Raw genomic sequence first — 21,466 nt, 5'->3', positions numbered from 1 at the left:
TGCGACGAAAGCAGGTCACCACCATGCGCAGCACGCCCCGCAGGATCGCCCGGCTCCTGGTCGTCTACGCCGGAGCGGCCTTCCAGGTCCTCGTCCTCGGCAGTCCGGACGACCCGGACGGCCCGGGCCTGTCGCGCAGGCCGCCGTCCTCCCGTGCCCGTGCCTGACGCCCCGTGACGCGGCGGCCTCGGGCCCCGGGACCGCCCGCCACGCACCGCTTGGAGTCTCCATGGCCTTACGGATAGCCGTCACCGCCGAGCCGGTACCGTCGCACGTGTCGGCGCTGGACTACGTCATCGGCCCGGCCCTCGACCAGGGCCACGACGTCGCGCTGTACGCCCCGCCGATGTTCCGCCGCGAAGCCCGGCGGCGCGGGGTGGGGTTCCACCGGGCGGGCACCGACTGGACCTGCGATCCCGCCGTCCAGCGGGTGGCGAGCGGGATCTGGAGGCAGTCGGGCAACGCGTCCTTCAACCGCCACGTCTTCGGCCGGCTGTGGCCGGAGCGGGCCGAGGCGAAGGCCCGCGACCTGATCGCCGCGTGGACGAGGGCGCGGCCCGACCTGGTGGTCTCCGAGTGCAGCGATCTCGGCGGGCACCTCGCGGCGGCGGTCCTGCGGCTGCCGGTGTGGGCGGCGGACAACGGTCTGGGCCCGGTGCTCCTGGACCTCTGGGACACCGACGTCGCGCCCGCGCTGACCTCCCTCCACAAGCGGTACGGGCAGGACGCCCCCGTCCTGCCGCCGATGGTCACCCCCGCGCCGGTGCACTGGTTCTACGGGACTCCCCCGCCGTCGGCCCGCGCGGTCGGGCGCACCGTCGCGGCGTTCCGGACCGCCGGCCCCGGGCTGGACGGCCTCCCCTCCTCGCGTCCGCTCGTCTACGTGAGCCTGGGCACCCTGACCACCGCGATGCCGGGTCTGCGCGGTGTCGTGGGGGACGTGTACCGGGAGGTCATGGCGGCCCTGTCCGCGACCGGCTGCGACGCGATCGTGTCCGCCGGAGCCCTCGCGCGGGAGCTGCCGAGCACGGACCCCCGCATCGCGGTCGTCGAGCACGTCCCGCAGCCCGCGCTGCTGCGCCGCGTGGACCTGTTCGTCACCCACGGCGGACGGGCCTCGCTGCTCGACGCGGTGCAGGGCGCAACGCCCGTCCTGGGCCTGGGCGTTCTCGCCGACCAGCCCGGCAACACCGCCGCCTTCGCCCGGCACGGCCTCGGCCTCGCGCTGGAACCCACCGCGAGGCGCGCCGAGCTCGCCGACGCCGTCACGGCCCTCCTCGGCGACCCCCGCCACACCGCCGCCATGGCCGCCGCCGACGCCGAACTGTCCCGGCTGCCGCCGGTGGACCTGGCGGAACTGCTGGCCCGCGCGTGAACCGGGGTGGGAGCCGGGTGGGATCCGGGGGTGCGCGGTGCGTGGTGCGGGAGGCGCCGAGAGGCCTCGCCGCCGGGGCCGGGCGGCTGTCAACCGTGCCGCGCCCGGTCGAATGTCACGGTCCCGTTCCTGTCATGTCCTGGTGATTGTGACGCCGGCGGTGCCACCAACTGCCCTCTTCCTGAAGTCCTTTGATCTGTCGAGCACACACCAGTGCACACCGCTTTCGAGGAGTCACCATGTCCGTCCGCAACCGTCGTCCGCTGTTCGCCTCCGCCGCCCTGGTCGTCGGGGCGGGCCTGGCGCTGACCGCGTGCGGGCCCGAGAACTCCGACACGGCCGGCGCTCCTCCGGCTCCGGCGGCCACCTCGGCGGCCACCTCGGCGTCCGCCGCGCCGTCCGCGGCGGCCTCCGGTGGGCCTGCGGCGAGCACGCCGACCGCGGGCGGCGGCGCCTCGCAGACCGCCACCCGCCCGGCGAAGACCCCGCCCGCCGCGAACCCGTCGGGCGCCACCCGGCCCGGCGGCGGGGAGGCCGGCACCGACGCCCGTCCGTGCGACATCGAGCACCTCACCGTCCAGGCCACGGCCCGCGCCGGGACCGCGAGCCAGTGGGTGATCGAGGTCCGCAACACCGGCACGGGCGTCTGCAGCCTGAGCTCCACCCCGGGCGTCGACCTGGGCAACTCCACGGCCCGCGACCGGAGCGGCAACGTCAAGCCGGTCCTCGCCGCCGGCACGCTGCGCTTCCCCGTGGCGGCGGGCCACAGCGCCTACGTGGTGATCGACCTCGACCCGAGCGGCGCCACCACCGGCACCACCCCCGGCATCGACGAGATCAACGTCCTGGTCGACGACGACGGCACCAACATGCCCCTGGCCAACACCCGCAACTTCCCGCTGCCCAAGGGCGCCCACGTCCTCAACCCGCAGATGGGCGTCTACCGTTCCACCGTCGCCGAAGCGGTCGCCTCCATGACCAGCGCGGGCAAGTAGGCCCCGGCCGCCGCGCGCCGGCACCGTCTCCCCCGGGCGTGACGGCCGGGAGGAGGCGGCGGCCCCGGCCGTCAGCCGGCGGGCGCGGCCGCCCGGGCCAGGGTGGTGTCCAGCCAGTCGAAGACCGTCTGGTGGAAGCGGGACATGGCGCCCATGTGGCAGTGCTCGCCCGCGCCTTCGGCGTCGGTCAGGGTGACGAGGGCGTGGGGGCAGGTCAGCGCGGCCCGGACCTGCTGGGGCTGGCCGCGGAAGAACTGGTCGTTCTCGGCGTCCAGGACGAGGGTGGGGCAGTCGATGAGGTGGGCGACGCCGTCGAGGGTGTAGTCGGCGGAGCGGCGCAGGTAGTCCGCCACCGATGCGGCGCCGAACGTCCACACCCCGTTGCGCATGGCCCAGCGCAGCTGGGTGCTCGCCTGCATGAACAGGCGCATGACGGGCTCGACGAGGTCGTCCCGGCCGGCCTCGACCCACTCGCGCAGGAACGGCGGCAGGAACCGGTCCTGGGCCTGGCCGAAGCTGTACAGGCCGTCGTCCAGCACCAGGGCGGCCAGGCGGTGTTCGTGGGCGGCGGCGCGGGCGGCCAGGTAGCCGCCGAGGCTGTAGCCGAACAGGACCAGCCGGTCGGCGGCGATCTCGGGGCGGGTCAGCGCGTGGTCGACCACCGGGGTCACCACGGCCTCCCAGTCCGGACGGAAGACCAGCCGCTGCTCGCGCAGCGCCGCTCCCTGGCCCGGACCGTCGTAGGCGAGGACGTTGTAACCGCGGCGCAGCGCGGCCGCGGCGACGGCGAAGTACGCCTCCTCCAGCGTGGAGTCGAAGCCGCTGGTGAACAGGACGGTGGGGCGCGGGGCGCCGGAGTCGTCGACGAGGAAGAGGTAGCCGGGCAGGGTGGTGTCCTCGTAGGGGATGCGCACGGCCTCGACCGGGGTGTCCATCAGGGCCGCCGCGGTGGCGAAGGTCTCCCGGGAGAGCGCGGAGAGGCGCCTGGCCTCGGGGTCGTTCGCGGGGTCGTCGCGGCGGTAGAACTCGGCGGTGCGGTAGTAGTTCGACGCGCGCAGCAGGGCTTCGCGGGCGCTGACCCGGTGCCCGGCCGCCAGGGCGCGGCTGCCGATGCGGTGGACGCGCTCGGCGGTGGCCTTCCACTCGCGCAGCCAGGCCTCCTCGTCGCCCTCGCCGATGGTGCGGGCGGTGGCGATGACCTCGCCCAGGTCGGCGCCGCCGTAGGTGGCGAATCCGGCGGCCCGGAGCGTTTCGAAGGAGAACGACTCGTCCTCGAAGAGGAATCGCATGGGTGCTCCCGACATTGTCGAGACGGAACGGTTCCGTCTCGACTAAGAGTAGCCGTGTCTAGCCGAGACGCAAGCGTTCCGTCTGGTGTAGTTTCGGGGGATGTCCCGCACACCCGCGCCCCCGCCCGCGACCTCCGGCCCCTCCGAGCAGCCCGCGCGCCGCACGCCCGGCGGGCCGGTGCTCCAGGACTCGGTGACCGAGGCGATCTCGGCCGCGTTCTTCGAGGAACTCGCCGCGGTCGGCTACGCCCGGCTCTCCCTGGAGACGGTCGCCAAGCGGGCCGGGGCCGGCAAGGCCGCCATCTACCGCCGCTGGCCGTCCAAGCTCGACATGACCCTCGACCTGGTCCGCTCGGTCGCCGTGGACGCCTCCGAGATCAAGGACACCGGCACCCTGCGCGGCGACGTCCTCGCCTTCCTCACCGAGATCGACGGGGCACTGCGCCACCGGCTCCCGTCGAAGATCATCCCCGACCTGCTCGCCGAGAGCGGCCGCAACCCCGAGCTGGCGCAGGTGCTGACGACCGCCGTCCGCGACACCCGCCGGCACAAGGCCGCCCGCCTGCTGGAGCGCGCGGTCGACCGCGGCGAGCTCCCCGCCGACGTGGACCGCGAGTTCGCGCTCGACTTCCTCGTCGGCCCCCTGTACTGGCGCCTCGCGGTCGTCCGCACGCCCACCGGCCCCGACTACCTCGACCGGCTCACCGACAAGCTCCTCGCCGCCTTCGCCGCCTGACGGCGGGACGGCGCCGCGCCTCGCCGCACCTCGGCGCGCCGCCGGCGGGGGACGCGCTGGACGGGGACGCGCTGGACTGCGGCGCTGCGGGAGCCGACCAGCGGTCACCGGTATCCGCGTGCCCCGCCGTGAGCAGCACGGCGGGGCACGCGGGCACCCGGGGCAGGCGGGCACGCCCACGTCGGCGGATCCGCAGCCGGATTCCTCCCCGGCTCCCGGGGCCCGGGGCCCGGCCGGTTCGCGTCGGCGCGTCGGCGCGAACCGGTGGAGCACATCACAGTGGCGCCCCGGTGCCGGGCGGCGCCGTGGCGGGTAGGTTCCTGCCCCCGAGGGCAGCGAGGCTCCCCCGGGCGCGGATTCCGCCGTCATCGGCTCCTTCGAGGAGAGAGGCACGAGTGATGTCTGCACAGCACTCCACGCACCACCCCCCGCGGCTCGTCGGCGTGGTCGCCGAGTCGGCCGCCGGGGAGACCCGCGTCGCCGCGACGCCGTCGACGGTCCGGGGGATCCTCGCCCTCGGCTACCGGGTCGTCGTCGAGTCCGGCGCTGGCGCGGCCTCCGGGTTCACCGACGAGGCCTACGCCGGGGCCGGCGCGGAGATCGCCGGGGCCGGCGCGGAGGTCGCGGACGCCTGGGCGGCCGACGTCGTGCTGAAGGTCAACGCGCCGTCGGCCGCGGAGCTCGCCCGGCTGCGCGACGGCGCCACCCTGATCGGCCTGCTCGCCCCGGCCCAGCGGCCCGAGCTGCTGGCGGCGCTGGCGCGGCGCCCGGTGACCGCGCTGGCGCTGGACGCGGTGCCGCGGATCTCGCGGGCGCAGTCGATGGACGTGCTCAGCTCGATGGCGAACATCGCCGGGTACCGGGCGGTGATCGAGGCGGCGCACGTGTTCGGCCGGTTCTTCACCGGCCAGGTGACGGCGGCCGGCAAGGTCCCGCCGGCGAAGGTCCTGGTGGCCGGGGCCGGTGTGGCCGGGCTCGCCGCGATCGGGGCCGCCTCCAGTCTGGGTGCGATCGTCCGCGCGACCGATCCACGGCCCGAGGTCGCCGACCAGGTCAGGTCGCTGGGCGGCGAGTACCTGGCGGTGGAGGTGGCCCAGGAGACGGGCGCCGACGGCTACGCCAGGGCGACCTCGGCCGACTACGACCGGGCGGCGGCCGCGCTCTACCGCGCGCAGGCCCAGGACGTGGACATCGTCGTCACCACCGCCCTGACCCCCGGCCGCCCCGCCCCCCGCCTGCTCACCGCGGCGGACGTGGCGGCGATGAAGCCCGGCAGCGTCATCGTCGACATGGCCGCCGCGCAGGGCGGCAACGTCGAGGGCACGGTGGCCGGCCGCGCGGTGGTCACCGGCAACGGCGTCACCATCATCGGCTACACCGACCTCGCCTCCCGGCTGCCGGCCCAGGCCTCGCAGCTGTTCGGCACCAACCTGGTCAACCTGTTGAAGCTGCTGACGCCGGGGCAGGACGGGCGGCTGGTGCTGGACTTCGAGGACGTGGTGCAGCGGGCGGTGACGGTGGTCCGCGCCGGTGAGGTCACCTGGCCGCCGCCGCCCGTGGCCGTCTCCGCCGCACCCGCGACGGCGCCGGAGGCCGGCACGGCGGTCGGCGCGGCGGCCGCGGCGGAGCCCCGGCGCTCCCGGCTCGCCCCGGCCGCCCGGTTCGGCCTGATCGGCGCCGGGATGCTGGCGATGTTCCTGCTGGTCGGCTTCGCCCCGGCCCAACTGGCCCGGAACTTCACGGTGTTCGCGCTCGCCGTGGTGATCGGCTACTACGTGATCGGCAAGGTCCACCATGCCCTGCACACGCCTCTGATGTCGGTCACCAACGCGATCTCCGGGATCGTGGTGGTCGGCGCCCTGCTGCAGGCCGGGCACGGGAGCACGCTCGTCACCGTGCTCTCCTTCACGGCCGTCCTGCTGACGAGCGTGAACGTCTTCGGCGGCTTCGCCGTCACCCGCCGCATGCTGAGCATGTTCTCCTCCTCCCCCGAAAGGCGCTGAGCCGATGACCTCCACCACCGCGGCCCACGCCGCGGACCTGGTCGCCGCCCTGCTGTTCATCCTCAGCCTGGCCGGGCTCTCCCAGCACCGCACCTCCCGCGCCGGTGTGGGGTACGGCATCGCCGGCATGGCGCTCGCCCTGGTCGCCACCGTCGTGGTGGCGGCGCGGAGCATCAGCGCCGGCGCCGTCGCCCTGATCGTCCTCGCCATGGCGCTGGGCGGTGCGATCGGCCTGTGGCGGGCGCGGCGGGTCGAGATGACGCAGATGCCGGAGCTCATCGCCGTCCTGCACAGCTTCGTCGGGCTCGCCGCGGTGCTGGTGGGCTGGAACAGCTACCTGGAGGTCGAGGCGCACGGCTCGGCCCGAACCGCCGTACCGGCCGACCTGTCGGGCATCCACCACGCCGAGGTGGTCATCGGCGTCTTCATCGGTGCGGTCACCTTCACCGGCTCGGTCGTCGCCTTCCTCAAGCTGTCCGGCCGGATCGCCTCGCGCCCGCTGGTGCTGCCCGGCAAGAACGCGCTGAACGTCGGCGCGCTGGGGGCGTTCGCGGCGCTGGCGGTCTGGTTCACCGCCGACCCGGGCCTCGGCCCGGTGATCGCGGTGACCGTGCTCGCGCTCGCGCTCGGCTGGCACCTGGTCGTCTCGATCGGCGGCGGCGACATGCCCGTCGTCGTCTCCATGCTCAACAGCTACTCCGGCTGGGCCGCCGCGGCCGCCGGGTTCCTGCTCGACAACGACCTGCTCATCGTCACCGGCGCGCTGGTCGGCTCCTCGGGCGCCTACCTGTCGTACATCATGTGCCGGGCGATGAACCGGTCCTTCCTCTCCGTCATCGCCGGCGGCTTCGGCATCGAGGCGCCCTCGGGCGGTGGCGGGGAGCAGGGCGAGCACCGCGAGATCCACGCCGAGGAGGCGGCCCGGCAGCTCGCGCAGGCCAAGTCGGTGGTCATCACCCCCGGCTACGGCATGGCGGTGGCGCAGGCGCAGCACCCGGTCGCGGACCTCACCCGCCGGCTGCGCGAGCGCGGTGTCGAGGTGCGCTTCGGCGTCCACCCGGTCGCCGGGCGGCTGCCCGGCCACATGAACGTGCTGCTGGCCGAGGCCAGGGTGCCGTACGACATCGTCCTGGAGATGGACGAGATCAACGACGACTTCGCCGCGACCACCGTGGTCCTCGTCATCGGCGCCAACGACACCGTCAACCCGTCCGCCACCGACGACCCGGCCAGCCCGATCGCGGGCATGCCGGTGCTGCGGGTCTGGGAGGCGGAGCAGGTGATCGTTTTCAAGCGCTCGATGGCCTCCGGCTACGCGGGGGTGCAGAACCCGCTGTTCTTCCGGGAGAACAGCGCGATGCTCTTCGGGGACGCCAGGCAGAGCGTCGAGTCGATCCTGCGCGCCTTGGACGGCGGCCGTCCGGACGGGCGCAGCGACGCCCCGTCCGACCGGGCCGGGGTGTAGCGCCGGGGGCGGCGTGACGGGCCCCGGCCCGGCGGCGGCCTGATCGGGGCCGCCGCCGGGCCGGGGGTTCCGCGCGGTGTTCGGGGCCGGCGTCGCGTCAGGTCCGGCGCAGTACCGCGTGCATCTCCCCGGATTCGAGGGCATGCGGGTTGCTGTACGCCGCGTCGGCCAGCAGGTGCGCGCGCAGTTCCTCGCGGGCCCCGGCGATGGCCTCCTTGTCGGCCAGCCGGTCCACGGCCAGACAGCTGAGCGGCGAGGCCGCCCGCAGCTGTTCTTCGGACAGTGCGCAACCGGCCTCGACCAGCGCCGCGTGGCGGTTGTGCGTGAACAGCCGGCGGAAGCGGTCGTCGGTGCTCAGCAGAGCGAGCAGACGATCGACGACGTCGGCCGGAAGGTGCAGCTTCTCGTTCCCCAGTACCTGAGTCCGCATGGTACAAAACCATAGCCAACTGCCTTGCTGCACGGGGGCTTTCCGCGGCACCGTCGATACCGGATCCCGTGCTCCGGATCCGCCGTGCTCCGGAACCGTCCGCTGTCCGCTGTCCGCCGTCCGCCGTCCGCTGTCCGCTGTCCGCTGTCCGCCGAACGGATCCCGATGCGAATTCGCCGTTGTGCCGTGCTGTTCCTGGAGCCTCGCGAGGAGGTGGACTTCGACCTGGGCTCGCTGCTGACCGGCGGTACCGGCCTGAGCCGCACCAGGCGCTGGCTGGCGCTGGCCGCGCATCTCGACGCGGAGGTCGAAGTGGACGCGGCGCAGCGCGAGTTGCTCGGCCGGCTGAGCCCCGGCGAATGGTGTGGCACCGACTCGCTGGACGCCGAGGAATCGGCCCTGGTGGCCGGGCTGGTCGACAGCGGCCTGGTGATCTCCGACGACGAGCGCCAGGCCGCCCATCGGGAACGCGACGAGGTCCTGCGGGCCGGCCACTGGTGGCCGCCCGCGGCGATGATGCACCGGCTCGCACGGTGGGAGGGCATGGACAGCGTCAGCAGCATGGAAGCCAACGAGCTGACCACCGCCGCCGACCTGAGGCGCAAGCTCGGCCCGCCGCCCACCCACGCGCTCGAACGCGGGGACGCGCCGGAGCGGGTGCCGTTGCCGCGCGTCGAAGGCAACGGGTTCGACGCGATGCTGGCGCGGCGTGCGACCTGCCGCAACTTCGACGGCGAGCGGGCGTTGCCGCTGGCGTTGTGCGCGCACATGCTGCAACGCGTGTTCGCCGCGCAGGCGCAGGTGCGCGTCGGCGAGGACACCGTGTTCCTGAAGAAGCACACGCCTTCCGGAGGCGGTCTGCACCCGACCGAGGCCTACCTGATCGTGCAGAACGTCGAGGGCCTCGCGCCCGGGCTGTACCACTACCACGCGGTCGAGCACGCGCTGGAGCGCCTGCCCTCCCCGGACGAACCGCTGGAGCAGTTCGCGCGCCGCGCCCTGGCCGGCCAGCACTGGTTCTCCGACGCGGCCGTGCTGGCGGTCCTGGCACCTCGGTACGCACGCAGCTTCTGGAAGTACCGTCAGCACGCCAAGGCCTACCGCGCCCTGGTGCTCGACAGCGGGCACCTGTCCCAGACCCTGTACCTGAGCGCGACCGAACTCGGCCTCGGCGCGTTCGTGACGTCGGCGATCAACGAGGTCGACATCGAGCGCGGCTTCGGCCTGGACCCGCTGGCCGAAGGCCCGCTGGCGGTCTGCGGCTTCGGCTGGCGCGCGCAGCGGATGACCACCAGCGAATTCGACCCGGCCGAGGAGGTCTGGCTGCGGACGGCGGACGCGGCCGAGGAGGGCTGAGTCCAGGTGCCCGCCCCTGCCGGGCGGCAGCGGCCTCCGGCGCCGTACGGATCTTGCGGATCTTGACGTCCGGCCGGGCTGTGGACCCGACGCGGCGCAGCGCGGTGTTGCGGGTGTGCCGAACGGCAGGCTCCTTCCTCGTTCCGTCCTGGGGCCGGCCCGGCCCCGGGGTGACGGTGGGCGGCCCGGGGGTGCGGTGGGCGTACGTGCCCGCGCACGCGGCGGGGCGCGGCGCGGCACGGCGGGGCGGGGCGCGGCACGGCGGGGCGCGGCACGGCGGGGCGGGGCGCACTACTGGGCGGCCGACGTCGGGGGCTCCAACTCGGTGTGGTGGACGGCGAAGCCGCCGCGTATGACCGGAGCGAACGGGGCCGGAGCCATGCAGGTGCCCACCACCGGCTGGTAGGGCTTCCCGTCCTCCCCCACGTCCAGGTTGGCCACGCCCCAGGAGAACCCGAGGCGACCGCCCTCACGGCCGCTGCCCTGGTGGACGCTCAGGCCGATCCGCTCCTTGGCGTTGCCGGTGTTCGAGGCGGGGATCACGGCGGTCAGCGTGGCGACCGGGCCTCCGGTGCTCAGGCAGTCCACCTCGGCCTCCGCGCTGTGGACCTCCCCGGTGGCGGCCACGCGATGGGAGTAGCGGACCGTGCCCCGGGCGTCGGTGGGCAGTCCGTCGGGCGCGTTGGTGCCCGGGAGGGGGTGGGTGTACGGCGCCGCCTGGGCATCGACGGTGAACCAGATCTCGTCGTCCGGGGAGAAGGCGTACGAGATCCGGGCGCTGCCGCTGACGCTCGCCGGACGCGCGGGTCGTCCGTCCCGGTGGTCGGACGCGACGGCGTCGGCGGACGCGGTGCCGGCGCCGGAGGCGGAGGCCGGGGCGACACCCGTGAGCGCCGCCAGGACCAGCCCGCCGGCGACGGAGGCCCTGGCGACGCGGGCGGTGGCACGGTTGCGGGTACGAGTGCGGAACACGGTGGCTTCCCTCCCTCCGACGGCCCCGGTGGCCGCCGTTCTGATGTCCCCGATCCTGCGCGCCGAACCCCCTCACGCACATGTGCCGATCAGCAGGGATTCGCCCTCGTACCGGCCCCCTCCCCCTGCCGATCGGCACCCCCGGCCGGCGGCCCCGGCCGGCACCTCCGGTCGGCTCCCCCGGCCGCCACGACGGCGCTGGTGCTGCCCGACGGCGCCGCTACCGGGGTGTGACCCGCATCCGCAGGTGGTCCCCCCGGCCCGCGCGCCTTCCTGAACTCCCATGAGGGGACGCTCGTCCGCAATCGCCCGGAACGCGACGCCGGGGCGCCGCCCGGCCTCAGCCGAAGTCCTGGATCACCGCACTGCACGCCAGGCCGCACATCACGCTCACGGCGGAGGCGACGAAGCGCCACGGAGCCCAGCGCGGTCGGCGCGGCAGGGCCCAGGCGGCCGCGATGAGCGCCACCTGTACGCCCATCAGGCCGTGGGCGGCGTCGTACTGCGGACCCCAGTCCCGCCCGCAGGCACCCGCGGCGTGCACTGGTCGACCGCGACCGCGCGCACCAGGGCGAAGTACCGGTAGAGGATCTGGCAGAGCGGCAGCAGAAGCGTCGCGACGAGCGACGCTGCAAGCTCCCGCCCCACCAGCGTGCCCTCGTCGGCCTCGTCTACCTACGCCGGCACGACACGCTCGCACAGATCGCCGCCGGCTTCGGCATATCCGTCGGGACCGCCCACGCCTACGTGACGGCCGTCGTCGATCACCTGTCCCGCCGGGCACCCGGTCTGCTACGGGTCCTGCGCGAGACGGATCCTGATCACGTCCTGCTCGACGAGACCTCGCCGAGTGCGACCGTGTCGGCGACGGCCGGAGCGACTTCTCCCAGAGCGAACGCCAGGGCGTCCCCGTGCTCGCCGACCGCGCCTACATCGGAGCCGGCCCCTGGATGACCACGCCCATCAGAGGGCTTCCCGGCCAGGACCTCACCGCGACCCAGCAGACAATCAACCGAGCCCTGTCAGCGGCAGGAGCACCGGTCGAACGAAGCATCGCGCGACTGAAGTCCTGGCAGATCTTCCGCCGGGCCCGCTGCAGCCCCAACCGGATGACCGTCATCCGGTGGGGAACCGTCTCACGACCAGACAAGTCGCCCTTCGACAACGGAACAGACCGGATAGTCCCCCGCGCCGATCCTCGTCAGCATCTCCGCCACGGAGTCGAAATAGTGAGCCAGTGACGCGTACTCGCCGGTGACCGTGGGCGCACCCACGAACCATCTGCCGATACGTCCGTCCCTCGCGTCGATGAACCGGCCCATCCAGCCGTCCCGGTCCGACTGGAACGGGATCCACTCCTCGCGCCATTCGCTCCCACCGGACAAGGGGTGATTCGCGTAGAGCCTCTCCGACGCCCGGATGCCCAGAAAGAAGCTTCCCTCGTCGGGGAACCAGTCGAAGCCGCAGCACATCACGTCGTCGTCGACGTCTTCCTCCGGCAGATCCAGATTGTTCTGCAACATCCACGTCCGTAGGTCCCCATGAAGGGAGATCCCCATCCGTTCCTCGGCTGCCGCGAGCATCTGCTCCGTAGCGGGCCCTGGCAGATCCGCGTGATCGGCCGGCGCGTGCTCCCGAAGAAGACTCATCACACGCGACCAACTCTCAGCCACACTCATCGCCCTCTGCCCTCTGACTTCTCTGCAGGGATGTCTCCGTCCGACCACGCCACTGCGGAGGTTGTGAAGTACCGGCCGGAGAACCTTGCAGGGATAGTACTTCGAGCATGTGTTCCATTCCTCCCCATGACTATCTTCCGCCCCGAAGCGCAGGGCCGGCCCCCTCAGCGAAGTGACCGCCCGCGACAGACAACCCGCTATACCCGGCGGGCCCAGCCGAGGAGCTTCCCGGGCCCAAGCGAGGGCCGCGGCGTCACCCTGGAGTGGCGGAGCTGAGAACGCTCAGTAAGCTGCCCGCGGCCGAAGGCGCCCGAGGACATACAGGAGTTCGGACAACGGCCATACCTCGCGACGCCCTCCTGGACCTGTGCCGGGCCGCCGCGGCGGGACTGCTCGATCTCGACGGGTCCTGCCCCGCCTCGCGCGATGCGGTGCGGGCGCGGGAAACCCTCCTGGAGCCGCGCATCGGCACCGTCGCCCGGACGGTGCCGCCGGGCTACCGGGCGCTGCTGGCGGAGCACAACCGGCTGCACTGCCGTCGGGAGGAGGATGAGGACGAGCGCGAGTTCGTGCCCGTGGACGAGGAGGAGCTCGTCGGGCTGAACGCCGAGCTGGTGCACCTGCCCGAGGGGGTCGGTCGCGAGCCCGGGCGGGTCCTGTCGACCGATCACCTGGTCGGGTCCGCAGGGGCCGGTGACGAGGCGGTCCGGTGTTTCGATGTCGCGAAGCCCGGCGGAGACGGCGAGTACCCGGTCTACTACCACCATCAGGACGAGCCGCGGGCACGCTACGTCGCGGACGGCACGTGGGTGGAGCAGGCCGACGCCGTGCCCGACTTCCCTTCGTTCGCGGCCTGGTTCGAGGCGACGGCCGCGGCCTTCACCTCCGCGCGGCCCCCGGCGTGGTTCGACGAGATGGGCGCCCCGGTCCTGGTCCGGCTCGCCCGTGACGGGATCTTCCGGGCCGACGGTCGTCCTCTCCCCGGCGGTCCCCTCGTCTCGTGGGTCGCCGCCACCTCCGGGCCCGACGGGCGCACCGGCGCACCGGCGCACCGGCGTTGACGGTTCTCCTCCTGCCGGCGGCCGCCGCGCTCGTCGTCATCGTCACCTGAGTCGAGGCGTACGGCTCCCGGGTACCGGCCACAGCGGGCCCAAGTCCTCTGCGGGGCGGGCCTCCACGCACCCGGGCGCTCCAGCCGGCCGGACCCGGCCGGGCACGCCTGCGGGCGGGGTTGGCGCTTTCGGGTGGCGCAGGGCATGTCGGGCGGCGGGCTTCGATTGGCGTGTCCACGCCCGTGGCACCGTGGGGGCTTCCGGTACGGATGGCTCGGGACGAGAGGGAATCGCTGCAATGAGGAGAATCGCGCGCGGGTTGGCGGTGCTCGGGGCGGCCGCCACGGCGGTCGCGGCGACGGTGGCCCCCGTGCCGGCGCAGGCGCAGACCCGGCAGTTCCGGCCCGCCGAGCTCGGCATCCGGTTCAACCCCGACGGTGTGTCAGGGCAGTGCGGCGGGAGGACGGGTGATCAGTGGGTCGCGGAGGGGGCCTGGACCGACGTCATCCGTTTCGACACCGACAGCCGTCCCGGCGGCTGCCAGCTGGCGTTCGGCGTCCACGACCCCGACAACGAGCTGGAGGGCGTGTCCCTCGCCTACGCCCTCCAGGCCACCGCCGGCGGGGACCCGGCACAGTGCGGCAACCAGGGCACCTTCGGCATGCCGATCCGCAGGGACGCCCGGACCTTCGGCCCCGCCGTCCGGATCGACACCGACAACCGGCCGGGCGGCTGCAGCCTCACCTTGGCCGTGCCGCAGATCAGGCAGACGTACGTCGCCCTCGACATCCAGTACGACGCGGACGGCGACCGCGCCCAGTGCCGGAACACCGGGTACCGGTGGGCGGAGACCGACCGCGGCCCGGCGACGATCGGCATCGACACCGACGACCGCCCCGGCGGGTGCCGGCTCCAGCTCCGGCTCCGGGTCGGGCTCTGACGGGACGGGCGGACCGAGCAGGCCGAGCGGGACGGGCGGGGCGAAGCGCGGGGCGGGGCGATCGGCGGGTTCGGAAACCGGGTGTCGGCGTGGCGATGAGTTTTCCGGCCCCGGCGGGTCTACATCTCGACCGGGACGACCAAACTCATCGGGAGTGCAGACATGGGCCTCATCCACATCGAACTGTTCGCGACCCTCGACCTCGTCGGGCAGGCGCCCGGCGGCCCCGACGAGGACCCGGAGGGGTTCCCGTTCGGCGGCTGGCAGGCGCCCCTGATCGACGAGGCCACCGGGGCGCAGATCCTCGCCGCGTACGAGGGCACCGACGCCCTGCTGCTCGGCCGGCGGACGTACGACATCTTCGCCGCCTACTGGCCGCACCAGAAGGACGGCGAGATCGCCGAGCTCTTCAACCGCGTCCCGAAGTACGTGGCCTCCCGCGGCACGCCCGACCTCCCGTGGGCCGGGTCCACGCTGCTCGGCCCGGACCTGGCGGACGCCGTGCGCGGGATCCGCGACCGGCACCGGAACATCAAGGTCGTCGGCAGCCTGGACCTGGTGCAGACCCTCCTGCGGGAGAAGCTCTTCGACCGTCTCGACCTGTGGGTGCACCCGATCGTGCTCGGCGTCGGGAAGCAGGTGTTCGACGGCGGCGCGGTGCCCACGAACCTCACGCTCCTCCAACCGCCGGCGGCCGGCCCCACGGGCACCGTGTACCTGCGCTACGGGCTCGCCGACGGCACGCCCCGGACGGGCGACATGAGCGCCCCCGACCGCGGTCTCGGGCACGACGACGCCCGGTGACCCGGTGACGACCGTCGACGCCGGCGGGATCGCGCTGGGCGTGGAGTCGTTCGGTGACCTCGGCGCACCGCTGGTCCTGCTCGCGGGCGGGCCGACGATGCTCTCCTGGCCCGACGCGCTCTGCGAGCGCCTCGCCGCCGGCGGGCGCCGGGCGGTGCGCTACGACCTGCGCGACAGCGGGGAGTCGACGACGGTGGATCCGGGAGCCCCCGGCTACACCCTGCGCGACCTCGCCGCCGACGCGGCGGCCCTCGCCGAGGCGCTCGGCGGCGGGCCCGCGCACCTCGCGGGGATCGGCGTCGGCGGGATGGTCGCCCAGGTGGCCGTGCTCGACCGCCCGGACGTGTTCTCGGCGCTCACCCTGGTCGGCACCCGCGCGGTCGCCCCCGGCCCGCCCGACGACGACCTCCCCGACCACGACCGGGCGACGATGAAGCGGCTGTTCGCCCGTCGGATGCCCGACTGGAGCGACCGCGGGGCGGTCGCGGAGTTCGCCGCCGCCGGCGCGGAGATCCGCGGCGACGACCCCGCCGCCGCGCGCGCGACCGCCGCCCGCGTCTGGGACCGCACCCCCGGCACCGCTGCCCCGGTCCAGACGGCCAACCAGCTGGGCGCGGTGTTCTCCAGGCTCGACTGCGCACCGCGCTGGCGCGAGCGCCTGCCCGCGATCGCGGTGCCCACGCTCGTCGTCCACGGCCGCCGCGACCCGTTCTTCCCGGTCGGCAACGGCGAGGCGCTCGCGCGCGAGATCCCCGGGGCACGGCTGCTCGTCCTCGCCGAGGCCGCCACGGCGATCCCCGACGCGGCGGTCGGCGAGGTCGCCGGGGCGATGCTCACGCTCGGCTAGCCGCCCCGCCCCCTGCCCGGGCAGCCCAGGGGGCGGACAGCGGGGACGGGAGGTGGGGGCGGGCGGTGGGCTGAGCCGTTCGCGTCCGGCTGATTCGGGCAAAGCGGCCCCGGGAGGGGGGCGGCTCTGGCATGCTCACCCGGATGCGGCGGGCTCCCGGTGACGGGAGCCTCACACAGGGTCAATATCCGGGGGTGGGCAGTGCAGTACACGATCAGCGCCACGGCGTTCCTCGCGATCGTCATCGTCGTCCGGCTCCGCCGCCGTACCGAGGCCCGCAGCCGTGTCGACGAGGCGTTCACCGTCTTCACCGCCGTCACCTTCGGTGTCCTGATCGCCGCCACGTCCTGGGGTCACGCCGTCCTGGAGCTCGTCGGCGTCGCCGTCGAAGCCACCCGCTGACGCCCGCCCGGCCTCACCCGTACCCGTCTGCGGCGAGAGCCCTCGAAGGAAGGACACCGACGTGCAGAGGTCCGGAGCGGCGGATGGCTAGGCGCAGGCCTCCGGCGCGGCGCGCGCGCCCGCGCCCGCGTCCGCGTCGTGCCGGACGGCGTGACGACGTCAGCTGGTTCGTCTACGCCGTGGTGGCGTTCCTGGTCCTCAGCGCGGTCGCCGCCGCGCTGCGGTGGCTGGCGGCGAACTGGTGGGTCCTCGTCGTCGGCCCCCTGGCCGCCGGTGGCGCCGCCGCGGCCGTCGTACGGGCCCGGGTCCTCGCCGCGCGCGAGCACCGGCTGCGCGCCGCCCGGTTGCGGCTGGCCCTGAGCGGCCCCGGCGGGCTCGACCACATGAAGCCGGATGCGTTCGAGTTCGCGGTGCGTGACCTGTTCGAGCGCGACGGCTGCCGCGCCCGCAAGGTCGGGCGGGCGAACGACCAGAGCGTGGACGTCCTCGCCGAGGACCCGATGGGCCGGCGCTGGGCCGTGCAGTGCAAGCACAAGCAGGACCCGCTGGGCGGCAGGCCGGTGGGGGTGGGCGTCCTGTACGCGCTCGCCGGCACCTACCAGCGCTCCCACCACGCCCACGTCGCCGTGGTCGTCACCAACGGCCGCTTCTCCCGCGACGCCCACCGCTGGGGCGCCGAGCACGGGGTCCACCTCGTCGACCGCACCGCGCTCGCCCGCTGGGCCGCCGGCAGCCAGCCCCTGTGGAACGTCCTGCCCCGCGTCCCCGCGCCCCGCGACGGCCGGCGGAACTGACCGCGGCCCGGCGTCGGGCGCAAAGGCCTCGCCCGTCGGCTACGGCCCGGTGAGGGCTCCGTCGTCGCGGCCGCCCCCGTCGTCGCCGGTTCGGGCGGCGGCGGCGAACGGCCAGGCCTCGATGTCGCGGTAGCGGATCGGCCCGGGACCGCGGCCGATGTTGCTGCCGACGAGGTGGAGCCGTTCGGTCCGCCACGGCCGGCCGACGAACCCGGTGAGCCCCGCCGCGGCCAGCGGCACGCTGACCGGGTCGTCGCGGCGGGAGCGGGCCAGCGTCAGGTGGGGGTGCAGCGGCCGGTCCCTGAACTCGATCCCGCGGGAGCGGACCAGGTCGCGGACGGAGTCGGCGAGCAGGTGCAGTCCCTCCAGGTCCCCGTCGATCCCGCTCCACAGCAGTCGCTGGTCGAAGTGGCCGCCGCCGCGCAGGCCCAGGCGCAGGGCGGGGTGCGACGCGGCCCGCCCGGCCAGGTCCGCCCGCAGCGGCGGCACCGCCGTGGACGGCAGTTCGCCGAGGAAGGCGAGGGTGATGTGCCAGTCCTCGATGCGGTTCCAGCGCAGCCGCGGGTACCTGGCGTAGGCGGGCTGCAGGGCCCGGGCCAGCTCGTCCTTGGCGTCGTCGGGCGGAGCCAGGGCGACGAAGACGCGCAGGGTCGAGGGTTCGGGGTGATCGTCCACGAGGGGGGAGGGTAGCCGAGGGCGGCCGCCCGCGCTCAGCCGGTGCCGGCGGCGGTCAGCGCAGGACGGCGGCGGTCAGCGCAGGACGGCGAGTTCGGCCACCACGGCGCGGTGGTCGCTGCGCGGCAGGGCGTGCTCGGAGACGTCGACGGCGGTCAGCGCGGGCCCGTGCAGGACGTGGTCGATCTGGATCACGGCCGGGACGGGGTAGTCGGGGTGGTCCTGGGGCCAGGTCGGCAGCAGGCCGGCGCCGAGTTCCTCGTGGGTGTCGGTCAGGCCGGTGCCGATCAGGTCGCGCATCGGCTTGTGGTCGAGGGTGGCGTTGAAGTCGCCGAGCAGGACCGCGTTGCGGTTGCGCCCGGGCGCGGCGGCGCGCAGGTCGTGCAGTCCCTCGGCCCAGCGGCGGGCGTCGCCGACCGGGTAGTAGGTGTGCACGGCGACCAGTTGCACCGGGCGGCCGCCGACGTCGACGGTCAGGTTGGTGGTCGGCCAGGCCGGGTCGGCGGCGGAGCCGACGGGCAGCCGGGTGTAGAGCGCGGTGTCGGTGCCGGCCGGCCGCTCGCGGTGCGGCAGCAGGGCGCGGATGCCGGCCGCGTCCAGCGCGTCGGCGGCGGAGTCGCTCTGCTCCTCGACCGCGAGCACGTCGATCCGCTGGTCGCGCACCAGGTCGACCAGGGACTGCGGCGAGACCTGCCCCATGAAGTTGTTGCTGGTCGCCACCCGCAGCCGGGGCGCGTCGGCCGGGGCGTCGGCCCCGTCCGGGACGAACCGGGGTACCAGCCACCACAGTTGCAGCACCACCAGGACGGCCGCGGCCCCGGTCAGCCACCGGGCGCGCAGCACCGCCACCGCCGCCAGCAGCAGCACGCTGAGCAGGGCCGCGTACGGCAGCCCGGCCATCGGCAGCGCCCACACCGTGCCGTCGTCCCACCCGAGCAGTCGCACCGCCGCGAGCACGGCCGGGCCCAGCAGCAGCACCCCGCACCCGATCAGTGCGACCGGGCGCCAACGGCCCCGGCGGGCGGGCGACATGCGCTGCGACGTACCGTCCGTCACGGTGCTCCTTCCAGGGGCGGCCGACGGCGGTGATCATCGGCCGCCGTCGTGAAGGACGGACGCGCGCGCCCCGGGCCCGGTTCCGCGCGCCCCCGGCCGAGGCGGGGCAGGGGCCCCGGGGCCGGGGCCCGGGCGCGGGGACGGGGGTGGCGCGGGCCGGGGGCCTCAGCCCTCCCGCAGGTCGCGGGCCAGGCGGCTGACGGCCTGGGGCAGGGCGAGGCCGTCGCCGCGGAAGTCCGGGATGTGGTACTCGCGGATGGCGCGGGCCACGTCGTAGCCGGCGTCGGCGTCGAACAGTTCCCAGCGCAGCAGCCGCTCATGGGCGACGATGCGGATCGGGAAGAGCTTGCGGGTGCCGCTCTCCCGTTCGGCCCGTACGGCCCGGCCGATCTCGGTGGCCACCCAGTTGCTGGCCATGCTGGCCTCGGACAGCACGAGGACCATCCGTCCGCGCCGCTGGATCTCCTCGGTGACCTGCTCCAGGATCGTCCGGCCGCCGCGGATGTCGTGCGGGGCGAACCAGGTGTCCACGCCGTTGGCCTCCAGCTGGTCGCGCAGTTCGGCGGCGAAGGACTCGTCGGCCGAGCTGTAGCTGATGAAGACGCTGGGGCGGGCGGGCTCGCGGGCGCCGCGGGCGGTGTCGCGGTAGGCGCGCACGGAGGCCGGGTCGGCCCCGGCGCGGACGAGGAACCGTTCCAGGCCGGCGAGGTCGCGGGTCAGCTCCCGGACGGCCCGGTCGTCCCCGAGCCGGTCGCGGGCGGCGTCCAGGGCCCGGCTGTTGAGGATGAAGGAGGAGGCGATGGTGCGCTCGTCGATCCGGCAGAGCCCGTTGACGACCACCGGGTCCAGGGTGGTGGCGACGAGCTCGGTGGCGGCGAAGACGTTGAACCCGAAGTGGGCGTCGTCGAAGCGGGCGCCGCGGAGGACGACCTCGTCGAAGACGGCCTGGACGAGGAAGGCCTCGCGGTAGTCGCCGCCGAACGTCCCGCCGCGGAAGGTGGCCTTGAAGAAGTCGGCGCCGCGGAAGGCCGCCTGTTCGACGTCGCAGTGCAGGAACCGGGCCTGGATGAAGCCGGCCCGGACGGCGTTGATGCGGCGCAGCCGGCAGCCCCGGAACTCGCAGCGGTCGAAGGTGCCCATGGCGAGGACGCAGTCGTCGAACTCGCAGTCGGTGAAGACGGCGTCGCCGAGGTTCTGCCGGCCGAGCCGCAGGCCGGTGAACGTCCGGCCGTCGAACTCGCGGGTTCCGGCGGCGTATTCGGCGAGCAGGGCCCGGGTGGCCTGCTCGCCGTCGCGGTCGGTGTCACGGTCGGCGTCGGTCATGGGCGACCCCCCGAGGTTCCTGCGGATGCGGGACGGACACCGTGAACATAGCACCGGGGCACGGCAGTTCGGCCTACTCCGGAGAGGCCGCTCCGGAGAGGCCGGTCCGGGACGGTCGGTCCGGGACGGGCGTACCGCCGGGCCGGGACCGGAAGGAACAGGAGAGGAGGTGGAGACAGGAATCGAACCCGTCTGAACGGCCCTGCAGGCCGCCGCCTCGCCACTCGGCCACTCCACCTCGGCGACGGTGGAAACATTACCCGCCCGTGAACCCGGGCCGTTCGGAAAACGGCGGTTCTTCACTCCGGAAGGCCCTTAGTGCGTTTAGTGCTATTTCTCTCGACATGGCTCCGAAAGGACTCGGGAGCCCGTCCGGGGAAAGGAGGGGTGCGCTAGCCTGTGCCGATATCTCCGACCCGATGGGATTTCACCGATGACCGTCGAGGAATCACGGTTCACCCGTACCGCGGGGCCGCGCTGCGAAACCACCGCGAACCGGTGCCAGTACAAGAGCCTGCCCCTGCGCGACCTTCCCCCGCTCGGTGTCCTGCGCCGCGCCCGGATCGCCCGTGAGGGCCTGCGGGAGCGCCGCGCCGACGTCCCGGAGCCCGGCCGGCCCTCCCGCTTCGCCGAGGGGGACTGGGTCCGGGTGAAGGACGAGGCCGCGGTGCGCGGCACCCTCGACGCCGCGGACCGCCACCGCGGCCTGTGGTTCACCCGCAGCCAGTGGTCGTTCTGCGGCGGCGTCTACCAGGTCGACCGCGTCGTGCGCCGGATGATCGACGACCACTACCGCGTGCGGCGCCTGTCGGGCACCGTCGCGCTGGCCGGTGCCACCTGCCACGGCGCCGACGGGACCCAGGGCTGCGGGATGGACTGCGCGCTGCTGTTCCGCGACGAGTGGCTGGAGCCCTCCCCCGCGCCGGTGCCCGCCGCCCGGCCCGCCGCCCGGTGGGCGACGGTGCGCAGCCTCGCGGAGATCCACGCGACCCTCGGCCCGGACGGGCGCCTGCACGGCGTCCCCTTCCAGCCGGGGATGGAGCGCCACGCCGGCACCCGTCACGGCGTCACCGAGCTGCGCCACCGGTCCCTCGCCTGGTGGCAGCACCCCACCGGGGGGCGCTGGTTCATCCTCCACGGCCTGCGCTGCGGCGGCGAACCGCTCGCCACCGGCTGCGACCGCCGCTGCGCCCTGCTGTGGCACGAGTCCTGGCTGCGCCTGGAAACCGTGGTGGAGCCCGCGGTGGAACCCGCCGCCGTCCGCTGAGCGGCC

The 21,466-nt window shown here is 74.4% G+C and carries 22 protein-coding genes, 1 tRNA gene and 1 pseudogene; 15 read left to right on the top strand and 9 right to left on the bottom strand.

Translation table 11 applies throughout. The annotated features are described in order from the left end of the window. The first annotated feature begins 23 nt into the window (after positions 1-23). The 3 genes from ACIQI7_RS21065 (at position 24) to ACIQI7_RS21055 (ending at position 2,370) form a co-directional block, all read left to right on the top strand. The gene (locus ACIQI7_RS21065) at positions 24-167 is read left to right on the top strand and encodes a hypothetical protein (protein WP_401112133.1); all 144 of its coding nucleotides are present in this window, start codon (positions 24-26) and stop codon (positions 165-167) included. A gap of 62 nt (positions 168-229) precedes the next feature. Continuing rightward, positions 230-1,375 (top strand): glycosyltransferase, encoded by a 1,146-nt coding sequence (locus ACIQI7_RS21060; protein ID WP_401112130.1) that lies wholly within the window; start codon positions 230-232, stop codon positions 1,373-1,375. 239 nt (positions 1,376-1,614) lie between these two features. Then, positions 1,615-2,370, top strand: a complete 756-nt coding sequence (locus ACIQI7_RS21055; RefSeq protein ID WP_401112128.1) for a DUF4232 domain-containing protein — start codon at positions 1,615-1,617, stop codon at positions 2,368-2,370. 71 nt (positions 2,371-2,441) lie between these two features. Here ACIQI7_RS21055 and ACIQI7_RS21050 read toward each other — a convergent pair whose 3' ends face one another. Next, positions 2,442-3,659, bottom strand: a complete 1,218-nt coding sequence (locus ACIQI7_RS21050; RefSeq protein ID WP_401112125.1) for an alpha/beta fold hydrolase — start codon at positions 3,657-3,659, stop codon at positions 2,442-2,444. A 100-nt stretch (positions 3,660-3,759) separates the two neighbouring features. Between ACIQI7_RS21050 and ACIQI7_RS21045 the strand changes: the two genes are divergently transcribed. The 3 genes from ACIQI7_RS21045 (at position 3,760) to pntB (ending at position 7,863) form a co-directional block, all read left to right on the top strand. Further along, positions 3,760-4,395, top strand: coding sequence for a TetR-like C-terminal domain-containing protein (locus tag ACIQI7_RS21045; protein WP_401112123.1), 636 nt, complete (start codon positions 3,760-3,762; stop codon positions 4,393-4,395). A gap of 398 nt (positions 4,396-4,793) precedes the next feature. After that, positions 4,794-6,398: a Re/Si-specific NAD(P)(+) transhydrogenase subunit alpha gene (locus ACIQI7_RS21040; RefSeq protein ID WP_401112120.1), complete on the top strand. Its 1,605-nt coding sequence runs from the start codon at positions 4,794-4,796 to the stop codon at positions 6,396-6,398. 4 nt (positions 6,399-6,402) lie between these two features. Continuing rightward, positions 6,403-7,863 (top strand): Re/Si-specific NAD(P)(+) transhydrogenase subunit beta, encoded by a 1,461-nt coding sequence (gene pntB, locus ACIQI7_RS21035; protein WP_401112117.1) that lies wholly within the window; start codon positions 6,403-6,405, stop codon positions 7,861-7,863. Between the two features lie 97 nt (positions 7,864-7,960). On the opposite strand, the gene ACIQI7_RS21030 is transcribed toward pntB, so the two are convergent. Then, complete coding sequence (locus tag ACIQI7_RS21030) at positions 7,961-8,293, bottom strand: NHLP-related RiPP peptide (protein WP_401112114.1); 333 nt, start codon at positions 8,291-8,293, stop codon at positions 7,961-7,963. Between the two features lie 165 nt (positions 8,294-8,458). Here ACIQI7_RS21030 and ACIQI7_RS21025 point away from each other — a divergent pair, with 165 nt between their 5' ends. Continuing rightward, positions 8,459-9,649 (top strand): putative peptide maturation dehydrogenase, encoded by a 1,191-nt coding sequence (locus ACIQI7_RS21025; RefSeq protein WP_401112112.1) that lies wholly within the window; start codon positions 8,459-8,461, stop codon positions 9,647-9,649. A gap of 291 nt (positions 9,650-9,940) precedes the next feature. Here ACIQI7_RS21025 and ACIQI7_RS21020 read toward each other — a convergent pair whose 3' ends face one another. Then, positions 9,941-10,621: a hypothetical protein gene (locus ACIQI7_RS21020; RefSeq protein WP_401112109.1), complete on the bottom strand. Its 681-nt coding sequence runs from the start codon at positions 10,619-10,621 to the stop codon at positions 9,941-9,943. A 340-nt stretch (positions 10,622-10,961) separates the two neighbouring features. Continuing rightward, a complete protein-coding gene (locus ACIQI7_RS21015; RefSeq protein WP_401112107.1) occupies positions 10,962-11,165 on the bottom strand; it encodes a hypothetical protein in 204 nt (67 codons plus the stop codon). A 68-nt stretch (positions 11,166-11,233) separates the two neighbouring features. On the opposite strand from ACIQI7_RS21015, the pseudogene ACIQI7_RS21010 reads away from it, so the two are divergent. Beyond that, a pseudogene (locus ACIQI7_RS21010) lies at positions 11,234-11,862 on the top strand (transposase family protein); the annotation flags it as partial. On the opposite strand, the gene ACIQI7_RS21005 reads toward ACIQI7_RS21010, so the two are convergent. Continuing rightward, positions 11,758-12,270, bottom strand: a complete 513-nt coding sequence (locus ACIQI7_RS21005) for an SMI1/KNR4 family protein (RefSeq protein ID WP_401112467.1) — start codon at positions 12,268-12,270, stop codon at positions 11,758-11,760. The pseudogene ACIQI7_RS21010 and the gene ACIQI7_RS21005 sit on opposite strands and share 105 nt — an antisense overlap. A 293-nt stretch (positions 12,271-12,563) precedes the next feature. On the opposite strand from ACIQI7_RS21005, the gene ACIQI7_RS21000 reads away from it, so the two are divergent. From ACIQI7_RS21000 to ACIQI7_RS20975, 6 genes are all read left to right on the top strand, one after another. Continuing rightward, positions 12,564-13,361, top strand: a complete 798-nt coding sequence (locus tag ACIQI7_RS21000; protein ID WP_401112104.1) for an SMI1/KNR4 family protein — start codon at positions 12,564-12,566, stop codon at positions 13,359-13,361. Between the two features lie 289 nt (positions 13,362-13,650). Continuing rightward, positions 13,651-14,292 (top strand): hypothetical protein, encoded by a 642-nt coding sequence (locus tag ACIQI7_RS20995; RefSeq protein ID WP_401112102.1) that lies wholly within the window; start codon positions 13,651-13,653, stop codon positions 14,290-14,292. 162 nt (positions 14,293-14,454) lie between these two features. Further along, the gene (locus ACIQI7_RS20990; protein ID WP_401112100.1) at positions 14,455-15,096 is read left to right on the top strand and encodes a dihydrofolate reductase family protein; all 642 of its coding nucleotides are present in this window, start codon (positions 14,455-14,457) and stop codon (positions 15,094-15,096) included. A 4-nt stretch (positions 15,097-15,100) separates the two neighbouring features. Then, on the top strand, positions 15,101-15,943 hold the full coding sequence (locus tag ACIQI7_RS20985) for an alpha/beta fold hydrolase (RefSeq protein WP_401112097.1): 843 nt from the start codon (positions 15,101-15,103) through the stop codon (positions 15,941-15,943). Between the two features lie 201 nt (positions 15,944-16,144). Then, on the top strand, positions 16,145-16,345 hold the full coding sequence (locus tag ACIQI7_RS20980; RefSeq protein WP_401112095.1) for a hypothetical protein: 201 nt from the start codon (positions 16,145-16,147) through the stop codon (positions 16,343-16,345). Between the two features lie 179 nt (positions 16,346-16,524). Further along, complete coding sequence (locus ACIQI7_RS20975) at positions 16,525-17,139, top strand: restriction endonuclease (protein ID WP_401112092.1); 615 nt, start codon at positions 16,525-16,527, stop codon at positions 17,137-17,139. A gap of 39 nt (positions 17,140-17,178) precedes the next feature. On the opposite strand, the gene thpR is transcribed toward ACIQI7_RS20975, so the two are convergent. The 4 genes from thpR to ACIQI7_RS20955 form a co-directional block, all read right to left on the bottom strand. Then, a complete protein-coding gene (gene thpR / locus ACIQI7_RS20970; protein WP_401112089.1) occupies positions 17,179-17,814 on the bottom strand; it encodes an RNA 2',3'-cyclic phosphodiesterase in 636 nt (211 codons plus the stop codon). A 75-nt stretch (positions 17,815-17,889) separates the two neighbouring features. Further along, a complete protein-coding gene (locus ACIQI7_RS20965; RefSeq protein ID WP_401112086.1) occupies positions 17,890-18,870 on the bottom strand; it encodes an endonuclease/exonuclease/phosphatase family protein in 981 nt (326 codons plus the stop codon). A gap of 165 nt (positions 18,871-19,035) precedes the next feature. After that, entirely contained in the window at positions 19,036-20,193 is a 1,158-nt protein-coding gene (locus ACIQI7_RS20960) for a toll/interleukin-1 receptor domain-containing protein (RefSeq protein ID WP_401112083.1), read from the bottom strand. A 167-nt stretch (positions 20,194-20,360) separates the two neighbouring features. Further along, positions 20,361-20,431 (bottom strand) — tRNA-Cys (locus ACIQI7_RS20955). Positions 20,432-20,626: 195 nt separating this feature from the next. On the opposite strand from ACIQI7_RS20955, the gene ACIQI7_RS20950 reads away from it, so the two are divergent. Beyond that, entirely contained in the window at positions 20,627-21,460 is an 834-nt protein-coding gene (locus ACIQI7_RS20950) for a hypothetical protein (RefSeq protein ID WP_401112081.1), read from the top strand. The last annotated feature ends 6 nt before the right edge of the window (positions 21,461-21,466 follow it).

Origin of the sequence: Kitasatospora sp. NPDC092039, from assembly GCF_044756065.1 — a bacterium.
In the GTDB taxonomy this organism is placed as follows: Bacteria; Actinomycetota; Actinomycetes; order Streptomycetales; family Streptomycetaceae; genus Kitasatospora.
This window is presented reverse-complemented; position numbering and strand designations above follow the sequence as displayed.